Source organism: Halomonas sp. 3A7M (assembly GCF_014897875.1).
In the GTDB taxonomy this organism is placed as follows: Bacteria; Pseudomonadota; Gammaproteobacteria; order Pseudomonadales; family Halomonadaceae; genus Vreelandella.
In genome coordinates this window covers 1-17,860 of the sequence record NZ_JABUZD010000061.1, presented here as the reverse complement: position 1 = coordinate 17,860, position 17,860 = coordinate 1, and the positions used below count along the sequence as shown (strand labels likewise).

Annotated in this window: 19 protein-coding genes; 10 read left to right on the top strand and 9 right to left on the bottom strand. The window is 54.7% G+C overall.

Features of this window, described 5'->3' with window-relative positions:
- The first annotated feature begins 68 nt into the window (after positions 1-68).
- The 7 genes from ubiD (at position 69) to INT19_RS05095 (ending at position 5,714) form a co-directional block, all read left to right on the top strand.
- Positions 69-1,562 (top strand): 4-hydroxy-3-polyprenylbenzoate decarboxylase, encoded by a 1,494-nt coding sequence (gene ubiD, locus INT19_RS05120; protein WP_193059960.1) that lies wholly within the window; start codon positions 69-71, stop codon positions 1,560-1,562.
- 42 nt (positions 1,563-1,604) lie between these two features.
- Complete coding sequence (locus tag INT19_RS05115) at positions 1,605-2,384, top strand: NAD(P)H-flavin reductase (protein ID WP_193059959.1); 780 nt, start codon at positions 1,605-1,607, stop codon at positions 2,382-2,384.
- 67 nt (positions 2,385-2,451) lie between these two features.
- Positions 2,452-2,580 (top strand): hypothetical protein, encoded by a 129-nt coding sequence (locus INT19_RS19585; RefSeq protein ID WP_264298868.1) that lies wholly within the window; start codon positions 2,452-2,454, stop codon positions 2,578-2,580.
- Between the two features lie 376 nt (positions 2,581-2,956).
- On the top strand, positions 2,957-3,133 hold the full coding sequence (locus INT19_RS05110) for a hypothetical protein (RefSeq protein ID WP_193059958.1): 177 nt from the start codon (positions 2,957-2,959) through the stop codon (positions 3,131-3,133).
- 3 nt (positions 3,134-3,136) lie between these two features.
- Entirely contained in the window at positions 3,137-4,216 is a 1,080-nt protein-coding gene (locus INT19_RS05105) for a 3-deoxy-7-phosphoheptulonate synthase (protein WP_226924481.1), read from the top strand.
- Positions 4,217-4,305: 89 nt separating this feature from the next.
- Positions 4,306-4,818 (top strand): DUF3087 family protein, encoded by a 513-nt coding sequence (locus tag INT19_RS05100; protein WP_193059957.1) that lies wholly within the window; start codon positions 4,306-4,308, stop codon positions 4,816-4,818.
- 155 nt (positions 4,819-4,973) lie between these two features.
- A complete protein-coding gene (locus tag INT19_RS05095; protein ID WP_193059956.1) occupies positions 4,974-5,714 on the top strand; it encodes an MliC family protein in 741 nt (246 codons plus the stop codon).
- Positions 5,715-5,744: 30 nt separating this feature from the next.
- Here INT19_RS05095 and INT19_RS05090 read toward each other — a convergent pair whose 3' ends face one another.
- The gene (locus tag INT19_RS05090) at positions 5,745-6,815 is read right to left on the bottom strand and encodes a metal-dependent hydrolase (protein WP_193059955.1); all 1,071 of its coding nucleotides are present in this window, start codon (positions 6,813-6,815) and stop codon (positions 5,745-5,747) included.
- Between the two features lie 76 nt (positions 6,816-6,891).
- Here INT19_RS05090 and INT19_RS05085 point away from each other — a divergent pair, with 76 nt between their 5' ends.
- The 3 genes from INT19_RS05085 to INT19_RS05075 are packed head-to-tail and all read left to right on the top strand — an operon-like array spanning position 6,892 to position 8,277.
- Positions 6,892-7,341, top strand: coding sequence for a DUF411 domain-containing protein (locus tag INT19_RS05085; protein ID WP_193059954.1), 450 nt, complete (start codon positions 6,892-6,894; stop codon positions 7,339-7,341).
- Positions 7,342-7,359: 18 nt separating this feature from the next.
- On the top strand, positions 7,360-7,800 hold the full coding sequence (gene gloA, locus INT19_RS05080) for a lactoylglutathione lyase (RefSeq protein WP_193059953.1): 441 nt from the start codon (positions 7,360-7,362) through the stop codon (positions 7,798-7,800).
- A 45-nt stretch (positions 7,801-7,845) separates the two neighbouring features.
- Positions 7,846-8,277, top strand: a complete 432-nt coding sequence (locus INT19_RS05075; protein ID WP_193059995.1) for an META domain-containing protein — start codon at positions 7,846-7,848, stop codon at positions 8,275-8,277.
- A 29-nt stretch (positions 8,278-8,306) separates the two neighbouring features.
- Here the strand turns inward: INT19_RS05075 and INT19_RS05070 are convergent, their stop codons facing one another.
- From INT19_RS05070 to INT19_RS05035, 8 genes are all read right to left on the bottom strand, one after another.
- Positions 8,307-9,497 (bottom strand): FAD-dependent oxidoreductase, encoded by a 1,191-nt coding sequence (locus INT19_RS05070; RefSeq protein ID WP_193059952.1) that lies wholly within the window; start codon positions 9,495-9,497, stop codon positions 8,307-8,309.
- Positions 9,494-11,638, bottom strand: a complete 2,145-nt coding sequence (locus INT19_RS05065) for an FAD-dependent oxidoreductase (RefSeq protein ID WP_193059951.1) — start codon at positions 11,636-11,638, stop codon at positions 9,494-9,496. Before INT19_RS05065 ends, INT19_RS05070 begins: the two co-directional genes overlap by 4 nt.
- Positions 11,639-11,714: 76 nt before the next feature.
- Positions 11,715-12,347, bottom strand: coding sequence for a TIGR04282 family arsenosugar biosynthesis glycosyltransferase (locus INT19_RS05060; protein ID WP_193059950.1), 633 nt, complete (start codon positions 12,345-12,347; stop codon positions 11,715-11,717).
- The gene (locus INT19_RS05055; RefSeq protein WP_193059993.1) at positions 12,337-13,065 is read right to left on the bottom strand and encodes a TIGR04283 family arsenosugar biosynthesis glycosyltransferase; all 729 of its coding nucleotides are present in this window, start codon (positions 13,063-13,065) and stop codon (positions 12,337-12,339) included. The genes INT19_RS05060 and INT19_RS05055 overlap by 11 nt, the downstream gene beginning before the upstream one ends.
- Positions 13,031-13,666, bottom strand: a complete 636-nt coding sequence (locus INT19_RS05050) for an ATP-binding cassette domain-containing protein (protein WP_193059949.1) — start codon at positions 13,664-13,666, stop codon at positions 13,031-13,033. Before INT19_RS05050 ends, INT19_RS05055 begins: the two co-directional genes overlap by 35 nt.
- Positions 13,663-15,345, bottom strand: coding sequence for an ABC transporter permease (locus tag INT19_RS05045; protein ID WP_193059948.1), 1,683 nt, complete (start codon positions 15,343-15,345; stop codon positions 13,663-13,665). Before INT19_RS05045 ends, INT19_RS05050 begins: the two co-directional genes overlap by 4 nt.
- Positions 15,346-16,563, bottom strand: a complete 1,218-nt coding sequence (locus tag INT19_RS05040) for an ABC transporter substrate-binding protein (protein WP_193059947.1) — start codon at positions 16,561-16,563, stop codon at positions 15,346-15,348.
- A 24-nt stretch (positions 16,564-16,587) separates the two neighbouring features.
- Positions 16,588-17,622 carry a phosphotransferase family protein gene (locus INT19_RS05035; RefSeq protein ID WP_193059946.1) on the bottom strand — a complete coding sequence of 345 codons (1,035 nt, stop codon included), beginning with the start codon at positions 17,620-17,622 and terminating at the stop codon, positions 16,588-16,590.
- Between the last annotated feature and the right edge of the window lie 238 nt (positions 17,623-17,860).

The following is a 17,860-nucleotide window of genomic DNA, read 5'->3' as shown; positions in this document are numbered from 1 at the left end:
CGCTGCATTACGGCCAAGCATTAGCGATAAATGTCTGACAGCCGGGGAAGTGCCTTGGGGAGAGTGCCTTGAAGTACCACGACTTGCGCGATTTTATTGCGGCACTTGAAGCGCAGGGTGAACTTAAGCGAATTAAAGCAGAAGTTGATCCTTATCTGGAAATTACCGAAATTTGTGACCGGACATTGCGTGCTGGTGGCCCCGCACTGCTGTTTGAGAATGTGAAGGGGCATGACATGCCGCTGCTGGGCAACCTGTTTGGTACGCCTAAACGGGTTGCGCTGGGCATGGGGCAGGATTCGGTAGAGGCGCTGCGCGAAGTGGGTAAGCTACTGGCGTTTCTAAAAGAGCCCGATCCGCCCAAAGGGCTAAAAGACGCCTGGGACAAGCTGCCGATTTTCAAGCAAGTGCTAAGCATGGGGCCAAAAGTCGTTAAGCGGGCCCCGGTACAAGAGCTATCGTTTGAAGGCGATGAGGTTGACTTAGATCGTTTACCGATCCAGCACTGCTGGCCTGGCGATGCGGCGCCGCTAGTGACTTGGCCATTGGTGATTACCAAAGGCCCGCATAAAAAGCGTCAAAACCTCGGTATTTACCGCCAACAGAAAATTGCTAAAAACCGTCTGATTATGCGTTGGCTCTCCCATCGAGGCGGTGCGCTGGATTTTCTTGAGTTTCAAAAAGCGCATCCCGGTGAGCCATTTCCTGTGGCGGTGGCACTGGGGGCCGACCCTGCAACGATTTTAGGCGCCGTCACACCGGTACCCGACTCTCTCTCCGAGTATGCGTTCGCTGGGCTTCTGCGCGGTTCACGCACAGAACTTGTCAGGTGCGGACATGCGGACCTGGAAGTGCCAGCATCTGCAGAAATCATGCTTGAAGGGTTTATTTACCCCGACGATATGGCAGCGGAAGGGCCATTTGGTGATCACACCGGTTATTACAACGAAGTCGATCACTTCCCCGTTTTTACCGTCACGCGGATGACCATGCGACGGGACGCGATATACCACTCCACGTATACCGGCCGCCCACCCGATGAGCCAGCTATTCTAGGCGTTGCGCTTAACGAGGTATTTGTGCCGATCCTGTGTAAGCAGTTCCCGGAGATTGTTGACTTCTACCTGCCGCCGGAAGGGTGCTCCTATCGGATGGCCGTCGTGACCATGAAAAAGCAGTACCCAGGTCACGCCAAGCGCGTCATGATGGGGGTTTGGAGCTTTCTGCGTCAGTTTATGTACACCAAGTTTGTCATTGTACTGGATGACGATGTCGACGCGCGTAACTGGGAAGACGTGATGTGGGCAATTACCACGCGTATGGACCCAGCGCGGGATACCGTGATGGTGGAAAATACCCCCATTGATTACCTCGACTTTGCGTCTCCGGTGTCCGGGTTGGGTTCTAAAATGGGGCTCGACGCCACCAATAAATGGCCAGGAGAAACGGATCGAGAGTGGGGGACTCCCATCGTGATGGACGATTCGATAAAGACCCGCGTTGACGAGCGTTGGGACGAGCTGGGTATTGATATCCCGTTACCCACACCTCGCCACGGCTAACCCAGTGGCGCAGGTCGGACGATTCTTCATAAAGAGGCTTTCATGAGCGCAAGCACGTCAACTTGCAAGACGTTAACCTGCCAGGTAACCGCCGTTGAGGATTTAAATCCCGACGTCTTTGGGGTGACCCTGGAAGGGCGGCCAGAAGCCATGCAGCATGCGCCTGGCCAGTATTTAGAGCTGAAACTAGACGATAACACCTGGGTGCCGTTTTCAATTGCCAGCGCTGAACGTGGCGATGGCATTATCGAATTGCATATTCAGCACTGGCCTGAACGGGATAACTCTGCTCGCCTGAGAGAGTTGTTGCAGGTGGCCAACCAGTTGACCGTACGCTTACCCAGTGGTGACTGTGTGCTGGACGCCGAAAGCGAGCGCCCGCTACTGCTGGTTGCGGCAGGCACCGGTTTTGCACAGATGAAAGCCATTGTAGAAGCGACGCTACGGCAGCAGCCCGCTCGGCCTATCTCGCTATGGTGGGCAAACCGCGAGCACCGCGATCTGTATGCCGAAGACTTGGCCTGCGAATGGGCACAACAGTATGCCAATGTTGCTTTTCAAGCCGTAACAGAGTTTCCGCTTACCGAGCCGCTGGCGGTTGGTGAACGAATATCACACCATCAAGGACGCATTGACCTAGTGCTGGAAAGTGCCCTTGAGAGCGAACTTACAAAGGCTCAGTTGACGCTCAGCGATTGTGATATCTTCCTATCAGGCTCGCCGGGGATGGTTTATGCCTGTGCTGATGTGTTCGAGCGAAAAAACATCAGTAGTGAGAGAATGTTCTCGGATGTATTTGCCTACGCTCCTCGCCCTCACTAAAATGATTGGCCGATAACTGACGCACGGCATGTGCCGATAACCGATACCGATAAAAAAGGAGGCTTTCATGGCCCACCATGACGACAACTTCAAAGACGAATCAGGTTTACTTTCTATTGTGCTCGGTGTTGTGGTCCTGGTTAGCATGAGTGCACTGCCCGCAACGATTGGTTGGGTACAAGCGTTTGGCGGTTGATGGTTGCCATTTTGTTCCTATGCAGGCAGGATTGAACACTCAGATGTCATCGTTCTCGATGAGCAACGTGAATTAGACTTGTAAATTAGGATGTAGCCATGCACACAGCACAATGCACATGCCACACACAAGCAAGGCCGGTATCGGCGACTAGTGCTTGGGCGTGCGTTGCTGCATTCTTTTATGCTGCCTATTGGTTTAGCCACGGTGTGCCCCTGGCCGACCAGTAGCGTCGCGCCATCAGGCACACCGACTAGGTTGCCTGCCGCATGCAAAGAAGCCTCGGTTGGTAGCCCAACCGAGGCTTCTTTTGTTTTCACTGTTTATTTAGCTTAACTAGTCAGGTTTCACAGATATTTCATCAAGGAGCTGCATCATGATGTACCGCGCAAACTCTCTCGCTAATCTGCTCGCCAATATTGCCAACTATATCGGTTATGGCTATGGCTGGCGATTTAGCGACGCGCGGTCGGTGCAAGCTGCCACCTCCGACCGTGCAAGCCTGGGTGGCAAGTTATTGTTATCACGATGTCACACGCTTCCGGAGAGTTAAGTTATGAATGCCCATGTCAGCCCAGCTTGCACAACCTTGTCAAACCTAGCGTCATTAACGAACGGCCCCTCAAGCTCATCGCAGCCATTGCCTTTGCCGGCAGAGCTACGCCGCAGTGTCGCTATCAATAGCCAACTGGGTGAGCAAATTGCCCACCAGCGTCAAGCGGTTCAGCGTATCCTGAATGGTCAAGATAAGCGCTTATTAGTGGTTGTCGGCCCCTGTTCCGTCCACGATCCAGAGGCAGCGTTAGAGTATGCCGATCGGTTGGCTGCGCTAAGCGAAGAAGTTAGCGAGCAACTATTACCGGTAATGCGTGTTTACGTAGAAAAGCCGCGTACCACCGTTGGTTGGAAAGGTTTGGCATACGACCCTGGGCTAGATGGCAGTGGTGATATGTCAAAAGGCATCACCCTATCTCGTGAGCTTATGCACGCGGTTGCCACGCGGGGGCTGCCGGTGGCCACAGAGCTTCTACAGCCAATGCTAGCCCCCTACTTAGATGATCTGCTGAGCTGGGTCGCTATTGGTGCTCGTACCACTGAGTCGCAGTTACACCGAGAGCTGGCAAGTGATCTTGCGGCAGCAGTGGGGTTCAAAAATGCGACGAGCGGCGACGTTCAGGTTGCCATTGATGCCATGCAGGCAGCGGCTCATTCCCACCAGCGTTTCGCCATGGATAATGAAGGACGCCCGATCATGCAGGAAACGGCTGGTAACCCCAATACGCATGTGGTGTTACGAGGTGGTCATGGCGAGCCAAACTACCAGGCGAATCATGTGCGAGCGGCGGTGAATACCTTACGAGATGCCGGACAGAACCCTCGCTTAATGGTGGACTGCAGCCACGCCAATGCGCGAAAAGATCACCGACGCCAAAGCGAAGTGCTGCTCGACGTGTTGGCGCAGCGCAAGGCAGGCGATGCCAACTTGGTGGCGCTAATGCTCGAAAGTCACCTGTTTGAAGGTAAGCAAGCGTTGTCGCCTAACGCGATGCGCTACGGCGTATCGGTGACCGATGCCTGTGTTAGTTGGGAAACCACGGAACGATTGCTAAAAACCGCTGCTGAGCGAATGAGTTAACCCAGTCATCTTCCAGCAGCTTGATAATCTCTTGTTTGCCCTGGCCAGCCCCGTATCATAAGAGACTACTTTTTATGATGAGGTTGGCCATGGTTTTCACCCTTGAGCAGCATAATCCCAGTAGTTACCAGCGCAAGGCACGAATGATCAGTATTGCCATGGCAGGGCAATTAATTGTCTTCGGGTTACTGTTTTCGATGCTTTTAACTTCCGCTTTTGGCAGCACTTTATGGCTCAATGGGTTGGGGGTCTTCCTTGGCTTATTGGCCACCAGCGTACTGTTTGCGGTGCTTAAGGATCGCCCATGGATGGTTGAAATGCGCTATGTATGGCAGCTCAAGCACCACCTTTCTCAGATTAGTGGCTACCTGCAGCCACTGCGCCGCGGCGTGGAGGAAGATAATCGTGTAGCGCTGGATATTGTGACATTTTACCATCAAGGCATGACGCAGCTCGCTGAACTTAACGGCCGTACTACCGATGATGATTCTGAACGCCTAGCTGAAAAAATGCAGATAAAGTTAAAGCGCGAAGAGCTGGGGCTGCCAGCCCAGGTTGACAGTTTTGACCCGCAGGACTTAAAAGCATTTAAGCGTCGCTAATTGAAGTGAAATTTATTTATTAAGAAGAGCGACGCCGAGCGTTAACTAGACGCCATTGACGGTGCCTATGATGATCAAAGGCATAACATCGATAGTGGTAACGATTGTGATAGCGGTAACGGTAACAACAGTGATGACAACAGGGAGCAGAATGCATGACTTACTCACCTAATCGGTTAACCGGTTTGATTGCGCTAACGGCCACGGTTGCATTGACGGGCTGTGCAAATACTGGGACAACGCCTGCTAATTCTGCTGCTGGAGTGTCCAAAACAACCGTACACAGCAGTGCACCGCTACTGCCCGCTACGCTATTCCCAGGCAGCGCGGCTCATTTTGACGCTTGGGAGTGTCAGCCCGCAAACCAGAACTTGGTCACCGCGGTGAACGACGATAACCTGCGTCTTTGGTCACTACATGGTGCCTGGCGTTTACCGGAAGCGATTGTGGCAAGCGGTGCGCGCTATCAAGATGGTGAGATCAGCTTCTGGAATCGTGGCGATCAAGCGCAGGTTGAAACACCGCGTGGTCAGTTGCAATGCCAACAGGGGCAGCGCCGAGCCGCAGCAACCCGCGCTGACCATCCTGGTGTGATGTTTCTAGGGCGTGGTAATGAGCCGGGCTGGTCGATTGAGCTAGCTCATGACGCACCGATGATGACCTGGACAACGGGCTATGGCAGCGAGACGCAAATCATGCCCTATATGGTAAGCGTCATGGACAATGAGGCGGGCAGAGTGGTGATTGAAAATGCCAACGCAGAGGAGTTTTTCCGTGTACGCATTGAGTCGGGAGCCTGTTTTGATGACATGAAAGGCCAGCCGTATCCCGCTCGAGTCACATTGACCATCGGCGGGCAGCAGTACAAAGGCTGTGGTCAGGGCATCGCTCCTTAGTTGGCACGGTCTTTTGAGTCCACTGATGTGTCAGCAATGGTAAAGCGAAGGCTCGGCACGCCATTGTGCTTCAATAAAGTCGCTGGCACACAGTGCGGTGTTATCACCGATAGCCCTGGCAGCGAGCCTTGAAAGTATTTCCAGTCTAGGCTCTCGGGAGGTTTCTAGTTGCTCGCTTATGTCGGCAGGGTGCCAAGAACCATCTCTCCACGTTGCCAGGGTAAAACTGAACGGATGAAAGCCTGGAAAGCCAAGGCGAATATCGGTGGCGATTAGCGTTTCCTGACCATCGATCAACAGCGTGTCATAGCGTAGAAAGGGGCCAGTAAACCATGTCAGCCGTTGGCCAAGTGGGCTGGCTAGCACGCTTTTCTCAAGTGCGACGTTGCGCTTTATAGGTTCAAGCGTTGGTGCGTCCTGATTATCAAATACGCTGATCAAACTCTCAAAATAGCGATCTCCGTCAATAACCGTCGCGCGCCACAGTGCAATATTAAACGGCGTCGGTTGAATCAATACCGGTGCTGCCTGTAAGCCAGCGTCCGCCAGTGCTGGGGCTAAGCGTTGCTCAACGCTCCATTTCGCGCCTGCCGCCAGTAGTAAATACATGCTGGATACGACTAATCCGATCGTACAAGCCCTACGCACTTTTTTGGCGGCAATAGCGATGGTTAACGCAACCAGCAGCGGTAGGGTGTAAAAAGGATCGATAATAAACACGATAGGCCACGCTATGGGTGGCATATCCAGTGGCCAGAACAGCTGAGTGCCGTAAGTAGTAAATGAATCAAGTACCGGGTGGGTTGTCAGACAGAGAACGAAAAAACACCACCATCTCCCCAGGCTGATATCACGCGCAGGTATGAAACGCTGGCACAGTAGCGCCACTATCGTGGCTAAGCCAGTCAGCACAAATAGGGAGTGGCTAAAACCGCGGTGCTCAGTCACATTAGCCACTGCATCGCCATAATCAAGCATCACGTCTAGATCGGGCAGCGTGCCGAGCACTGCACCCATTATTATGGCTTTGCGACCCAGTCGTTTACCTAATATTGCACCACCTATGGCGGCCCCAAGGGCTGCTTGTGTGACTGAATCCACGTAGGTCTCCTTGGGGCGGCCCCGTATTCCAAGTAAGCTAGGTATTATTGTACATGTCGGTGAAGAGGGTTTTTAAATGTCACGAAATCGTCTAATTAAAGGTCTAGTGGGCAGCCTTCTTGCTGCCTATTCGCTAAGCGCTTTGGCAGCGCCTACGATTGATGTGCACAGCGATCCTAACTGTGGCTGCTGTAGTGCATGGGTAAGCCATCTTGAAGAAGCCGGGTTTACTGTAAACCATCACCGTGACGGCGATCTTCGGTCAGTCAAAGTAGCCAATAACGTTCCTGCAGAACTAGCATCTTGCCACACAGCCATCGTTGATGGTTACGTGATAGAAGGCCATGTACCCGCCGCAGATATTAAGCGACTGCTAGAAGAACAGCCAAACGTTATCGGGTTAACTGTGCCAGGTATGCCGCATGGTTCTCCGGGCATGGAAACCGGGCGGGTGGATGATTACGCTGTTCTCAGCTGGACCCGCAACGACAGCACCCCCGCTATCTTTAGCGAATATACTCAGTAATGATGGAGGGAGAATGACATGCAGTTTTTGCACACTATGGTAAGGGTAAGCGACTTAGATGCATCGTTGAATTTTTACTGCGATCTTTTAGGGTTGAAAGAAGTGCGTCGCAAAGAAAATGAAAAGGGCCGTTTTACGCTGGTCTTTCTCGTCGCGCCGGAAGATGAAGCGCGCTCCGAACGCTTAGCGGCACCAGAGCTTGAGTTGACCTATAACTGGGATCCAGAAGAGCTCTCCGGCGGGCGTAACTTCGGGCATTTGGCCTATCGCGTTGACGATATTTACGCGCTATGCAAAAAGCTTCAAGATAACGGCGTTACCATTAACCGCCCGCCGCGGGATGGGCATATGGCGTTCGTGAAGTCGCCCGACGGTATTTCTGTCGAGCTACTGCAAAAAGGCGATGCGTTGCCCTCTCAGGAGCCATGGGCGTCAATGGAAAACAGCGGAAGCTGGTAATTTGTCAATAAGGAGCATGAGACAGTGACGGTCAAATTTGGAGCAATGCTAGCCGGTGTCGCTACCGCACTATTAATCAGTGCGTGTAGCAGTACACCAGAGCAAGAGAGCACGGCAGCGCCGGAAAACGTGTCGCTGTCAGGCCCGATAGTCGATCAGCGTTGGAATTTACTGCTCGTAGGTACCGATGAGCGGGTATCGTTACCCAATACGCCATTCTTTCAAATTGGACGCGACGGCAGCGTGAGCGGTTCGGATGGTTGTAACCGATTTACCGGCAGTGTGGAGTTGGGTGAAAATCAACGTATCGAGTTTAGCCAGCTCGCCTCGACACGCATGGCTTGCCCCAATATGGAAGACGCCAAGCAGGTAACAGATATGCTCGATACGGCCTATCGCTACCTCATCGACCATGATCGGCTGGTGTTTTTTGGACCAGATAGCCGCGTATTAGGCGGCTGGCGCGAAGCTAACTAAGCCTTCAGTTAGCATCTGATCGCAGTTATCTAGTGCTTAAAAGGCGGGTTGAAGCGGGCAATAAAGCGCGCATCAATCCGCTTTTTCCATTCCCATACCCAGCGGCCTGAGAAACCGATGGCGCCTCTACTGGCAATCGCATGGCCGTCGCCAGTGCCAATTAGAGCCAGGACACGTTTTGGTGGCTTCCACTCGGCCAGCGGTTCATTGTGACAGGCGGCGCGCAGGTTCTCCGCCAGCACTGGTCCCTGGCGCACGGCGTAAACTCCGGCCTTGGGTAGTAGAGAAGAGCGCAGTGGAGAAGAATGCCGTGGTTGATTGAACGCTGCACAGTCACCCGCGGCAAAAAGCCCCGGCTGGCCCGTTACCTCAAGTGTCTTATTCACCTGGATGAATCCCCGCTTCTCCAGCGGCAGCGGGGTGTCTTGCAGCCAAGGTTGGCCAACGGCACCGGTAGCCCACAGCACGATATCCGCGTCAATCAGTTCGCCTTTAGAGGTTTGGACGCCACCTGCTATTAGCGCCTGGCCGCGGACACCGTGCAACACCGTAACGCCTGCTCGACGCAGAGCGCGTTGGGTTAGCCAGCGGGGCAGCCAACCTACGTCGGGTAGCAGTGTTGTTGATGCGCTGACAAGCGCGCCTTGCCAAGTAATATCTGAACGCTGTTGGCGCAGCTGCGCCAGCACACTCATTAAGGTTTCACAGCCTGCCGCGCCGCCGCCTACGCTTACCACCCGCTGTGTAGACCCCCGGGGAAGCTGGTCGACTTTCTCTCTTAGCGCTTGCCAGCGGTAATGCAGTGAACTAAGCGGTCGCATCGCCAACAAGTAGGGGCTTTGTTCGTCATGCTTGTCGAGAAACGACTGTTCGGGCAGCCTTAACGTAGAGCCCACGTTAAATGAGGCCACATCAAAATGGATTGCCTCGCCGTTAGCTAGCGTTAGCTGGCGCTTAGTGGGATCGAGAGCCATTGCAGGCGAGGTGATTAAGAGAGCGCCTGCCCGTTGAGATAGCGCCGCTACATCAATTTGTGTTTCGCGTAGCGTGCATTCCCCTGCCAGCCACGCTGGCACGCTGCCAGAATAGGCTGACAGCGCACTGTCGCTAACCACGGTGATAGCGATTGACGGATCTGGGTGCTGAGCAAAGGCTTCCAACACGAAGGCATGGGCATGGCCCGCGCCAATCAGTACGAGATCTTTCATGGAGGGTGTCATTTTTCCGCGCCACGCCGCCAGCGGAAATAACGCTCCAACAAGGTGAGAATACGCTCGGGTTTATGGGCATTTTTCCACATGCCAGCAGTGGCCTTGGCAGCTTCACCAAGGGTGGGATAGGGGTGAATGGTGCCCAGTAGCTTGTTAAGCCCCAGGCCATGCTTCATGGCGATGGTGAACTCTCCTAGCCATTCTCCGGCGTTTTCCGCCACGATGGTCGCGCCAAGGATTTTGTCTTTACCGGGCACGGTAAGCACCTTGATAAATCCTTCGGTCGCGCCTTCGGCAATGGCGCGGTCGCTTTCACTCATGGCATAGCGGGTGACTTCAAATGCCACACCCTTAGCGGTGGCCTCTTTTTCGTTGAGCCCGACCCGCGCTACTTCCGGCTGAATATAGGTGACAGCAGGCATAAAGCGATAATCTACAGCGAAGCTTTTTAATTCACCAAACAGTGCATTGACGGCTGCGTGCCACGCCTGATGGGCAGCGGCATGCGTGAGTTGGTAGGGGCCTGCTAGGTCGCCGCAAGCCCAAATGTTAGGCAGCCGAGTTTGCAGGCGCTCGTTGAGTTCCAGCGTGCCAGTGTTGGTGGTGGTGATTCCCAACGCTTCCAGACCCAGTCCTTCAATATTAGCTTGGCGGCCAACGCTGACGAGCAAATAATCAAATTCGATGGTGATGCGCTGGCCATTGTGCTCTACCACCAGTTGATGTCCGAGGCCATCTTGGCTTACTTCCAAGGCGTTGGCGCCGGTCATTACGTTAACGCCCTCCTGGGTAAGCGTGCGCTCAACGTGTTCGCCTACGTCTTGGTCTTCTCGGCCTAGCAACTGTGGAATACCCTCCACCAACGTGACCTGACTGCCCAGACGGGCAAAACTCTGGCTGAGCTCGCAGCCAATTGCTCCGCCGCCGAGTACGACCAAGCGTTTAGGCAGTTCCGTGAGTGACCACAGGTTTTCTGAGGTGAGCAGTGGTGCATGCTCGATACCTGGAAGCGATGGCACGTGGGGGCGTGCGCCAGTGGCTAGCACAATATGGCGGGCGGTCAGGGTTTTATCACCGACCTTAACTTCCCAAGGAGACGTCAGAGTGGCGTGCTCCTGATACACCTCAACGCCCAGTTTAGTGTAACGCTCGACACTATCGTGGGGTTCAATATCAGTAATGGCTTGGTGTACGTGCTTCATCACCTTGGCAAAATCAATCTCCGGCTCGCCAGCGTTAACGCCAAAGCGATGTGCTGTACGCACGTCGTGAGCAGCACGGGCGGCGCGGATTAGCGCCTTTGAAGGTACACAACCGGTATTCAGGCAGTCACCGCCCATCTTATGCTTTTCTACCAACGCTACTTTAGCTTTTACGGCGCTGCCGATGTAGCTAGTGACGAGACCCGCCGAGCCGCCGCCGATGACCACAATGTCGTAATCAAACCGGGATGGACGCTTAAAACCACGATAGGCATTGCGTTTTTGCACCTGTAGCGCAATACGGCGAGCTATCCAAGGGAATATGGCCAGCAGCGCAAACGAGGCCAAAAGCCCAGGAGAAATAATCCCGCCCAGGCTTTCAAGTTCACCCAATTGGCCGCCCGCATTTACGTAAACCACCGTGCCGGGCAGCATGCCTAGCTGGCTTACCCAATAAAAGGTGACTGTTTTAAGCCGCGTTAAGCCCATCACCAGATTGATCATAAAGAAAGGGAATATCGGCACTAAGCGAAGGGTGAAGAGATAAAACGCACCATCTTTATCAACGCCACGATTCACCGTATCGAACTGGCGCGGAAAACGCTTTTCAATCGGCTGTCGAAACAGGAACCGTGAGAGTAAAAAGGCTAGCGTTGCGCCGATGGTGCTGGCAAAGGAGATAATTAACAGCCCCCAACCGAGGCCAAACAGCGCGCCACCCAGCAGAGTGAGGAGTGTCGCGCCGGGTAGCGATAGTGTCGTCATGACCACATACAGCGCAAAGAAAATGCCCGCAACCTGCCAAGGGGATTGCTGAAATGCAGCCTGGAAATCGCTGCGATAAGCTTGCAGGGTTTCCAAGGTGAAAAACGTATGGGCACCGCTCACGTAAAAGCCCAGCACGGCCAGTAGCAGCAGGGTGATAATCAGCAGGCGCTGGCGGTTCATGGCAGGCTCCGTTGGGGCAAGGTGGTGTTAGCAGCAGAACATTCGTTCAGTAACAGTGACGTAAAGGGCGGAATCCTTACAGACTGTTTGCGTGCTTCAGCGTTTGTTGCCAGCGCTGCCAGTCTTCTGGGCGGTCAATATCCCACATGGTGTCGGGAAAGATGGCCTCTAATGTCAGCGCGGCAAGCCGCTGACGAGTGACCTGGAGCACTTGCTCGGTTCCCCAAGGGATATCCTCAAAGAGGCTAGGATGATCGTCATGAGTGCCGATCAACCCATAGCCGCCGTCTTCGGCAGGTAAAATCACCACGGGCACGTTTTTAAGCGCCGCACTGCACCGCCTAAGCATGGCAACGGTGATGCTAGGGCAATCAGTGCCCATCACCATCGATGGACCTTGTGTGCTATTCAGTGCATGCCGGACGCGCATTCCCACATCGCCCTGCCGTTGAGTGGCGAGCGAAATGCCGTAGTGAGACTGCAGCTCCACAAACAACGGATGCTGATGCTCTAAGGAGGTCCATAGCGTGACGTGTTGCGATCCCAGTGCTTGGCAGGCGGTGGCAACGCAGTGGCGAACCATGGTGGCATGGGCTTGTGCCGCACCTTCTGGCCCTAGGCAAGGAATTAAGCGCGTTTTCGCCTGCCCTGGCAGTGGCGCTTTGGCCAGTAGATGTAAATGGGGCAGCACCGGTGACTTAACGGGCATTGCGATACTCCTTGGCCAGTTGGGTGGCGCTGACGCCGCGCCAGTAGCGATAACGTAGTCGCCACATCAGGCAAATCGTTTTCCAGGCGCCGAACTGATCCCAGCGCCTGCCTGAGCTTATCACTTTGGCACGTAGGCAGGCGGGGCGAGAAACTGCCTTTAGCCGCTTGCTTAGCTCAATATCTTCCATTAACGGTTGTTCGGGAAAGCCGCCGACCGCTTCAAAAGACGCTCGGCGTAGGAACATGCCCTGGTCGCCGGTGGCGATACCGCTCAGCCGTGAGCGTAGGTTCATCAGAAGGCTAACGAGCGGCAGCCAGCGGCTTTTTCCCTCAAGGTGAATATCAAACCGCCCCCAGCAATTCGTGTTCAGCGATTGGAAGATCAGCTTGCAGGCCCCTTCGGGGAGCCGGGTGTCAGCATGTAAAAATAGCAGCGCTGTTGAGCGCGCGTGTTCTGCGCCCAGGTTCATCTGCTGTGCCCGGCCAGGGGCGCTCGTCAGTAGCGTATCCGCTAGCGGAGTGGCTAACGCCATGCTGTCATCGGTACTTCCCCCATCGACCACAATGATTTCCGTGCCTGCTTCTCTCAGCACTTGCAGAGGCGCCAGGGCAGCTTGAATGCCGTCTGCTTCATTGAGCATAGGGATAATGATACTGAGTTGCGGCGTTTCAGCGCCAGGGTTAACCAAGGGCAATGATTGGCCCTCCGGCGGCATTGGCATCGGCTTCATCATGGGTAACCAGCAGTGTAGGCAGGCCCGCTTCGCGAAGCTGGCCGAACACTAGCGTACGCATTTCCTGGCGCAGTGCGGTGTCCAGTTTGGAAAACGGCTCATCCAGCAGCACGGCACGGGGCTGTGAAAGCAGCAGGCGCATCAGCGCCACCCTAGCTTGCTGGCCGCCGGAAAGGGTCGCCGGATCGCGGTTTTCAAAGCCCTCCAGCCCCACTTGATTCAACGCTTGGGCAACTTGCTGGCGTTTGTCGTTGGCATGGTGTGGCAGGCCAAAGCGTAAATTCCCAGCCACGCTTAAATGGGGAAATAGCATCGGATCCTGAAACAGCAGGCCAATGCCACGCTGTTCGGCGGGCAGGGTATCCAGGCGTTTATCGCCCAGATAGAGTTGACCTTGAGCCTGAAAGGCAGGCGACAAAAAGCCCGCCAGATAGGCCAGCAAGGTAGACTTGCCTGAGCCGGAAGGGCCCATCACGGTTAATACTTCGCCAGGCGCTATGTCACGGTGCATTGCCAGCAGCGTTTCGCCTGCCAGCGTGATCGTCATCTGTTTGATGTGCAGCGGTTGAAGATTTTGGGTCATGCAACTCCTCGCATTTGGCGGCGTTTTGCCCATACAAGGCGGGGAATCATGAGTGCCAGACTAAAGCCAATAAACGGCAGTAGCGCCTGCAACAGCGCTAATACCGCCACTAGTCTTCGATTGCCGCCAGAAGCCATGGCAACAGCTTCGGTAGTGATGGTGGGTACGCGACCACCACCCAGCAGCAGTGTTGGCAAATACTGGCCAATACTGACGGCTAAGCTGACTGCGCAGGCGGTAAGTAGCGGGGCCAATAACAGTGGCAGACGCACTTGCCAGAAAGCTCGCCAGGGTGGAACACCCAGCGACAGTGCCACCTGAACCCAGCGTGAGTCCAGCCGCCGGTAGGACTCTGACAGCGATAAATAGAGATACGGCACCACAAACAACAAATGAACGGCCACCACCAAGGCGTGCTGAGGGCGGATGGCAACGCTCTCAGCGGCGACCACTAAGCCAAACAGAAAGGCCACTTGAGGCACAATTAGCGGTAAATAAAGTAGCCATTGAGCACGCCATGCAGGCAAGTGATGGCGCGCTGCATGCTCCAATGTTGCCACGACCAGTACCGCGGCGATAAGCGTCGCGGTTAGCCCTACACTCAGCGTATTGATCAGCGGTGTTGCTACGCTGGGCAGAATGCGCTGCCAATGATCCAGTGTGAATGTACCCGGTAGCGCATCCGGAAAGCGCCAAAAGCCCGCTACTGAAAACAGTGCCAACCCGGCCAGCGCACTGATCGCTAGCAAAGTGGCAGCTAGCAGCAACGCACGGCCGCCAAACGCAATCGCCGTTGCCCCTGATGCCCGCGAGCCGTTGGCCAACCAGCGTTGGCAGAGACGTTTGATTCCTTGTTCGCCAAGCCACCAAGTCAGTAGTGCCGCTAGGGTAACGCCGAACTGCAGCACAGCACCGGCAGACGCCATAAAGCGGCGGCTTAAATCGGGGTCATTAAACCAGGTGAGCACCGAAACGCTCAACGTTGGTGGCAGAGTGGGGCCAAGAATCAACGCCATATCCACCACCGAAGTGGCGTAGGCAATAACGGCATAAACCGGCAAGCGAATCAGTGGGTAGAGCGCTGGGAAAACGCACTTCAGCCAAGCAATGCCGGGCGCGTAGCCCAGCGAGCGCGCAAGAGTGACACGTTGTTCAGGACGTAACTGAGGTAACGCAGCTAAACTCATCAACAGCAAAAAGGGCACTTCTTTGAGTATCAGGCCCGCCATTAGCGCCAGCCCAAACCGGTCGTTGACGATCAGCAGATCAGGTGGGCGCTCCCACCCAGTGAGCCCAGGAGACGCCCAGCGCACCAGCAACCCTGAAGGCGCAATCAAAAAAGCTAAGCCAAAGGCCACGGCTGCATGGGGAATGGCCAGTAGTGGTGAGACCATTCGCCGAATGGCACGGTCAATCCAGGTGCCTTGGCTAGCCGCCAGAAACAGCACCACGATAAATAGTACCACCAAGGCGGTGATCAGACCGCTAAAATAGCTCAGCAGTACGGAGCGGTGGAGACCAGCGTGCGCCCATAGGTCTTGCCATGCTTCCAGATGAAACGTGTCCGCCCCGAGCACCGGTAAATAGCCAAAGGCAGGCAACAACACCATGCCAAGCCCCGCACTTACTGGAATAACCAAAAGTGCAATAAGCAGTATAGAGGCTAGCCGCAGGATCAATTAATTAACGCCATAACGCTTAAGCCACGCATCCTGTAGCGCCGTCATCCAACTGGGGTGAGGTTCGGCCAGGGTATTGGAAAGTGCATCGGCAGGCAGCGCAGATGGATGGCTTTCACCTTGTTCGAAGAGTGCCTTGTCGTTTTCATCTAACCGACTGACTGCCAATACGGTGCGATCGCCCCACATACTAAGCGACTGCTTTTGGGCTTGCGCTTCAGGTGAAAGCAGAAAGTTGGCCAGTGCCATCGCGCCTGCTTTATGGGGAGAATTATAGGGAATAGCGACAAAGTGAACGTTTCCTAGGGTGCCGCCTTCCAGCACATAGCTGCGCACACTCTCTGGAAGTTCATACTCCATCACCGCGACGGCGGCATCTGTCGAGTAGAAGGAGAAAGCTAAGCTGAGCTCGCCATCGCTCATTAATGCGCGCAGGTTAGGGCCCGATTCCGGGAAGCTGCGGCCGCTGCGCCACAGGTAAGGGTGTAACTCATCCAGATAATCCCACAATGGTGCGGTGATCTCCGCAAACTCCGCTTCAACCACTGGCGCATAAAGGGCGTCATCTTGATTTGATAATTCAATTAACGCCTGTTTTAAAAAGGTGCTACCGGTGAAATCGGGAATACGTGGATAGCTAAATTGGCCAGGATTATCTTTGGCCCACTCCAGCAAATCCGCAATACTTTGCGGCGGCGTTTCGGTTTGAGCACTGTCGTAGTAGAACGTGATTTGTGCTTTTCCCCAAGGAGACTCATAGCCTTCAGTAGGCAACGTAAAGTCGGTAACCACTTCTGGATTTTCAGCTGGGTGAGTCAAGGCGAAGTTAGGCAGAGATTCGGCAAAGGGGCCAAATAAGAGGTCCTGTTCGCGCATGGCGGCGAAGTTTTCGCCGTTAATCCAGATTAGATCGATGCGGCCATCATCCATGTTACCAGCCTGCTTTTCACCCAGTACTCGAGCAACGGCGCTGCCTGTGTCATCTAACTTTACATGCTCTACATCGACGCCATACGTGGACTGCATTTGCTCGGACACCCAAGCGATATAGCGGTTGGTGCGACTGTCACCGCCCCAGGCGTTCCAGTAAACGGTTTGACCTTCGGCAGCTTGCAGTACGGCATCCCAATCATTGGGATCTGGGGCAGCCATGGCGGGCAGCGCCAGTGACAACATGGCAGTGGCGACAGCGGTCGTTAGGGTGGTGCGTGGTTTCATCGTACACCTTTTAAAATCAGTTGGTTATAGAGATTCTTTTAGGTGGAGAAGTTCATTATGGACATGCTCAATTATCGGCAGTGATAAATAGTGCTCGACCCGGTCGCGGACATGGGCAATGACGTCAGCATCGGTGAGTTCTGCTGACCAATCCTGGCCACGGTACTCGACATCTTTGCGTTGCAAATGCTGGGCTCGCCACTTGGCACACCATGTTAATGACCACAGCCAAGTAGCACGTCGGCAGGCGACCAGTGTTTCCGCGCTGGGTGATTTACCCGCATGCGCTTGCCAACGCTGATAAAAAGCGACGACCTCTTCCAGAGTAAGCACTGCCTGGCTGTTAACGTCCCAGGTGGTCGAGGTGTAAAGCGAGGTGTGGGCTAAATCGATCCCTGGCAGACCGTAGCGGCACTTCTCTAAGTCCACCAACATCGCGCTACCTTCTGCAGTGATCAGAAAATTTCCAGGGTGGGTATCAAAGCTGATCAAGCAGCGCTCGGCATCGGGCAGCGTGGTGGGCAGTGCCTCCAGCTCATCGCGAACACGGGCAATGACATCGGGCTCCAAGTCGGCCTTTTCCAGCCACTTGGCCTGGCGGCTAACTTCCTCACACATGGCCTGCCATGAGTCAGCAGGCGCTAGTAGTGGTTCGGGATGCTCAGGTAGCGGTAAGCGGTGTAGGCTTGCCAGGGTCTCTGCGATACGTGGTAAATCCTGCGGCAGCTGCGCCAACCGTCCCTCAATGGCATCGACCAGCAGCCCGCCACGCGGTAGGGCATCGCTCACGGGCAAGATGTCATGCAAGCGGGGTACTTGGCCTCCCAGGCTGGCGCGTTCGTAGCACGCGGCTTCATATGCCAAGTTTTCGGCCGGGGCCAAGTTCATTTGGCTCTGCTTGGGCAGCCGTGCGACCCAATCATCGCCATCGCGATGTACCCACACATGATCGTGGGCAAGCCCTGTGTCCGCCATCGGTGAAAGCGATTTGTAAGCGATTTTCGTCTGTTGCAGAGTGTTTTCCAGTGCCTGCAAACGCGCCGCTAAAGGTGTTGGCATAGCGTCATCCGTGTCGGTATATGTTTAGCAATGCCAGTTAGTGGCTGTTCTTGTACTAACCTTACATGGTTACGCATAAAAAGAGATGAAGGATAAGGAGAAAAGGGGGATAGGGCGAGCATACCTCAGCCCATTGAGTTAGAGAGGCATGCGTATCGAGTGAAGTTCAAACTTAGAGCAACATGGCGTTGGCTTGTAGACATGATGGATTGACCTGCCCCTCCTCAACTTCGTGGGT

Excerpts from the sequence above, each read along its gene's own strand:
- INT19_RS05115 (WP_193059959.1), top strand. The coding sequence starts at position 1,605 with ATGAGCGCAAGCACGTCAACTTGCAAGACGTTAACCTGCCAGGTAACC.
- INT19_RS19585 (WP_264298868.1), top strand. The coding sequence starts at position 2,452 with ATGGCCCACCATGACGACAACTTCAAAGACGAATCAGGTTTACTTTCT.
- INT19_RS05110 (WP_193059958.1), top strand. The coding sequence starts at position 2,957 with ATGATGTACCGCGCAAACTCTCTCGCTAATCTGCTCGCCAATATTGCC.
- INT19_RS05105 (WP_226924481.1), top strand. The coding sequence starts at position 3,137 with ATGAATGCCCATGTCAGCCCAGCTTGCACAACCTTGTCAAACCTAGCG.
- INT19_RS05100 (WP_193059957.1), top strand. The coding sequence starts at position 4,306 with ATGGTTTTCACCCTTGAGCAGCATAATCCCAGTAGTTACCAGCGCAAG.
- INT19_RS05095 (WP_193059956.1), top strand. The coding sequence starts at position 4,974 with ATGACTTACTCACCTAATCGGTTAACCGGTTTGATTGCGCTAACGGCC.
- INT19_RS05085 (WP_193059954.1), top strand. The coding sequence starts at position 6,892 with ATGTCACGAAATCGTCTAATTAAAGGTCTAGTGGGCAGCCTTCTTGCT.
- gloA (WP_193059953.1), top strand. The coding sequence starts at position 7,360 with ATGCAGTTTTTGCACACTATGGTAAGGGTAAGCGACTTAGATGCATCG.
- INT19_RS05075 (WP_193059995.1), top strand. The coding sequence starts at position 7,846 with ATGCTAGCCGGTGTCGCTACCGCACTATTAATCAGTGCGTGTAGCAGT.
- INT19_RS05070 (WP_193059952.1), bottom strand. The coding sequence starts at position 9,497 with ATGACACCCTCCATGAAAGATCTCGTACTGATTGGCGCGGGCCATGCC.
- INT19_RS05065 (WP_193059951.1), bottom strand. The coding sequence starts at position 11,638 with ATGAACCGCCAGCGCCTGCTGATTATCACCCTGCTGCTACTGGCCGTG.
- INT19_RS05060 (WP_193059950.1), bottom strand. The coding sequence starts at position 12,347 with ATGCCCGTTAAGTCACCGGTGCTGCCCCATTTACATCTACTGGCCAAA.
- INT19_RS05055 (WP_193059993.1), bottom strand. The coding sequence starts at position 13,065 with ATGCCGCCGGAGGGCCAATCATTGCCCTTGGTTAACCCTGGCGCTGAA.
- INT19_RS05050 (WP_193059949.1), bottom strand. The coding sequence starts at position 13,666 with ATGACCCAAAATCTTCAACCGCTGCACATCAAACAGATGACGATCACG.
- INT19_RS05040 (WP_193059947.1), bottom strand. The coding sequence starts at position 16,563 with ATGAAACCACGCACCACCCTAACGACCGCTGTCGCCACTGCCATGTTG.
- INT19_RS05035 (WP_193059946.1), bottom strand. The coding sequence starts at position 17,622 with ATGCCAACACCTTTAGCGGCGCGTTTGCAGGCACTGGAAAACACTCTG.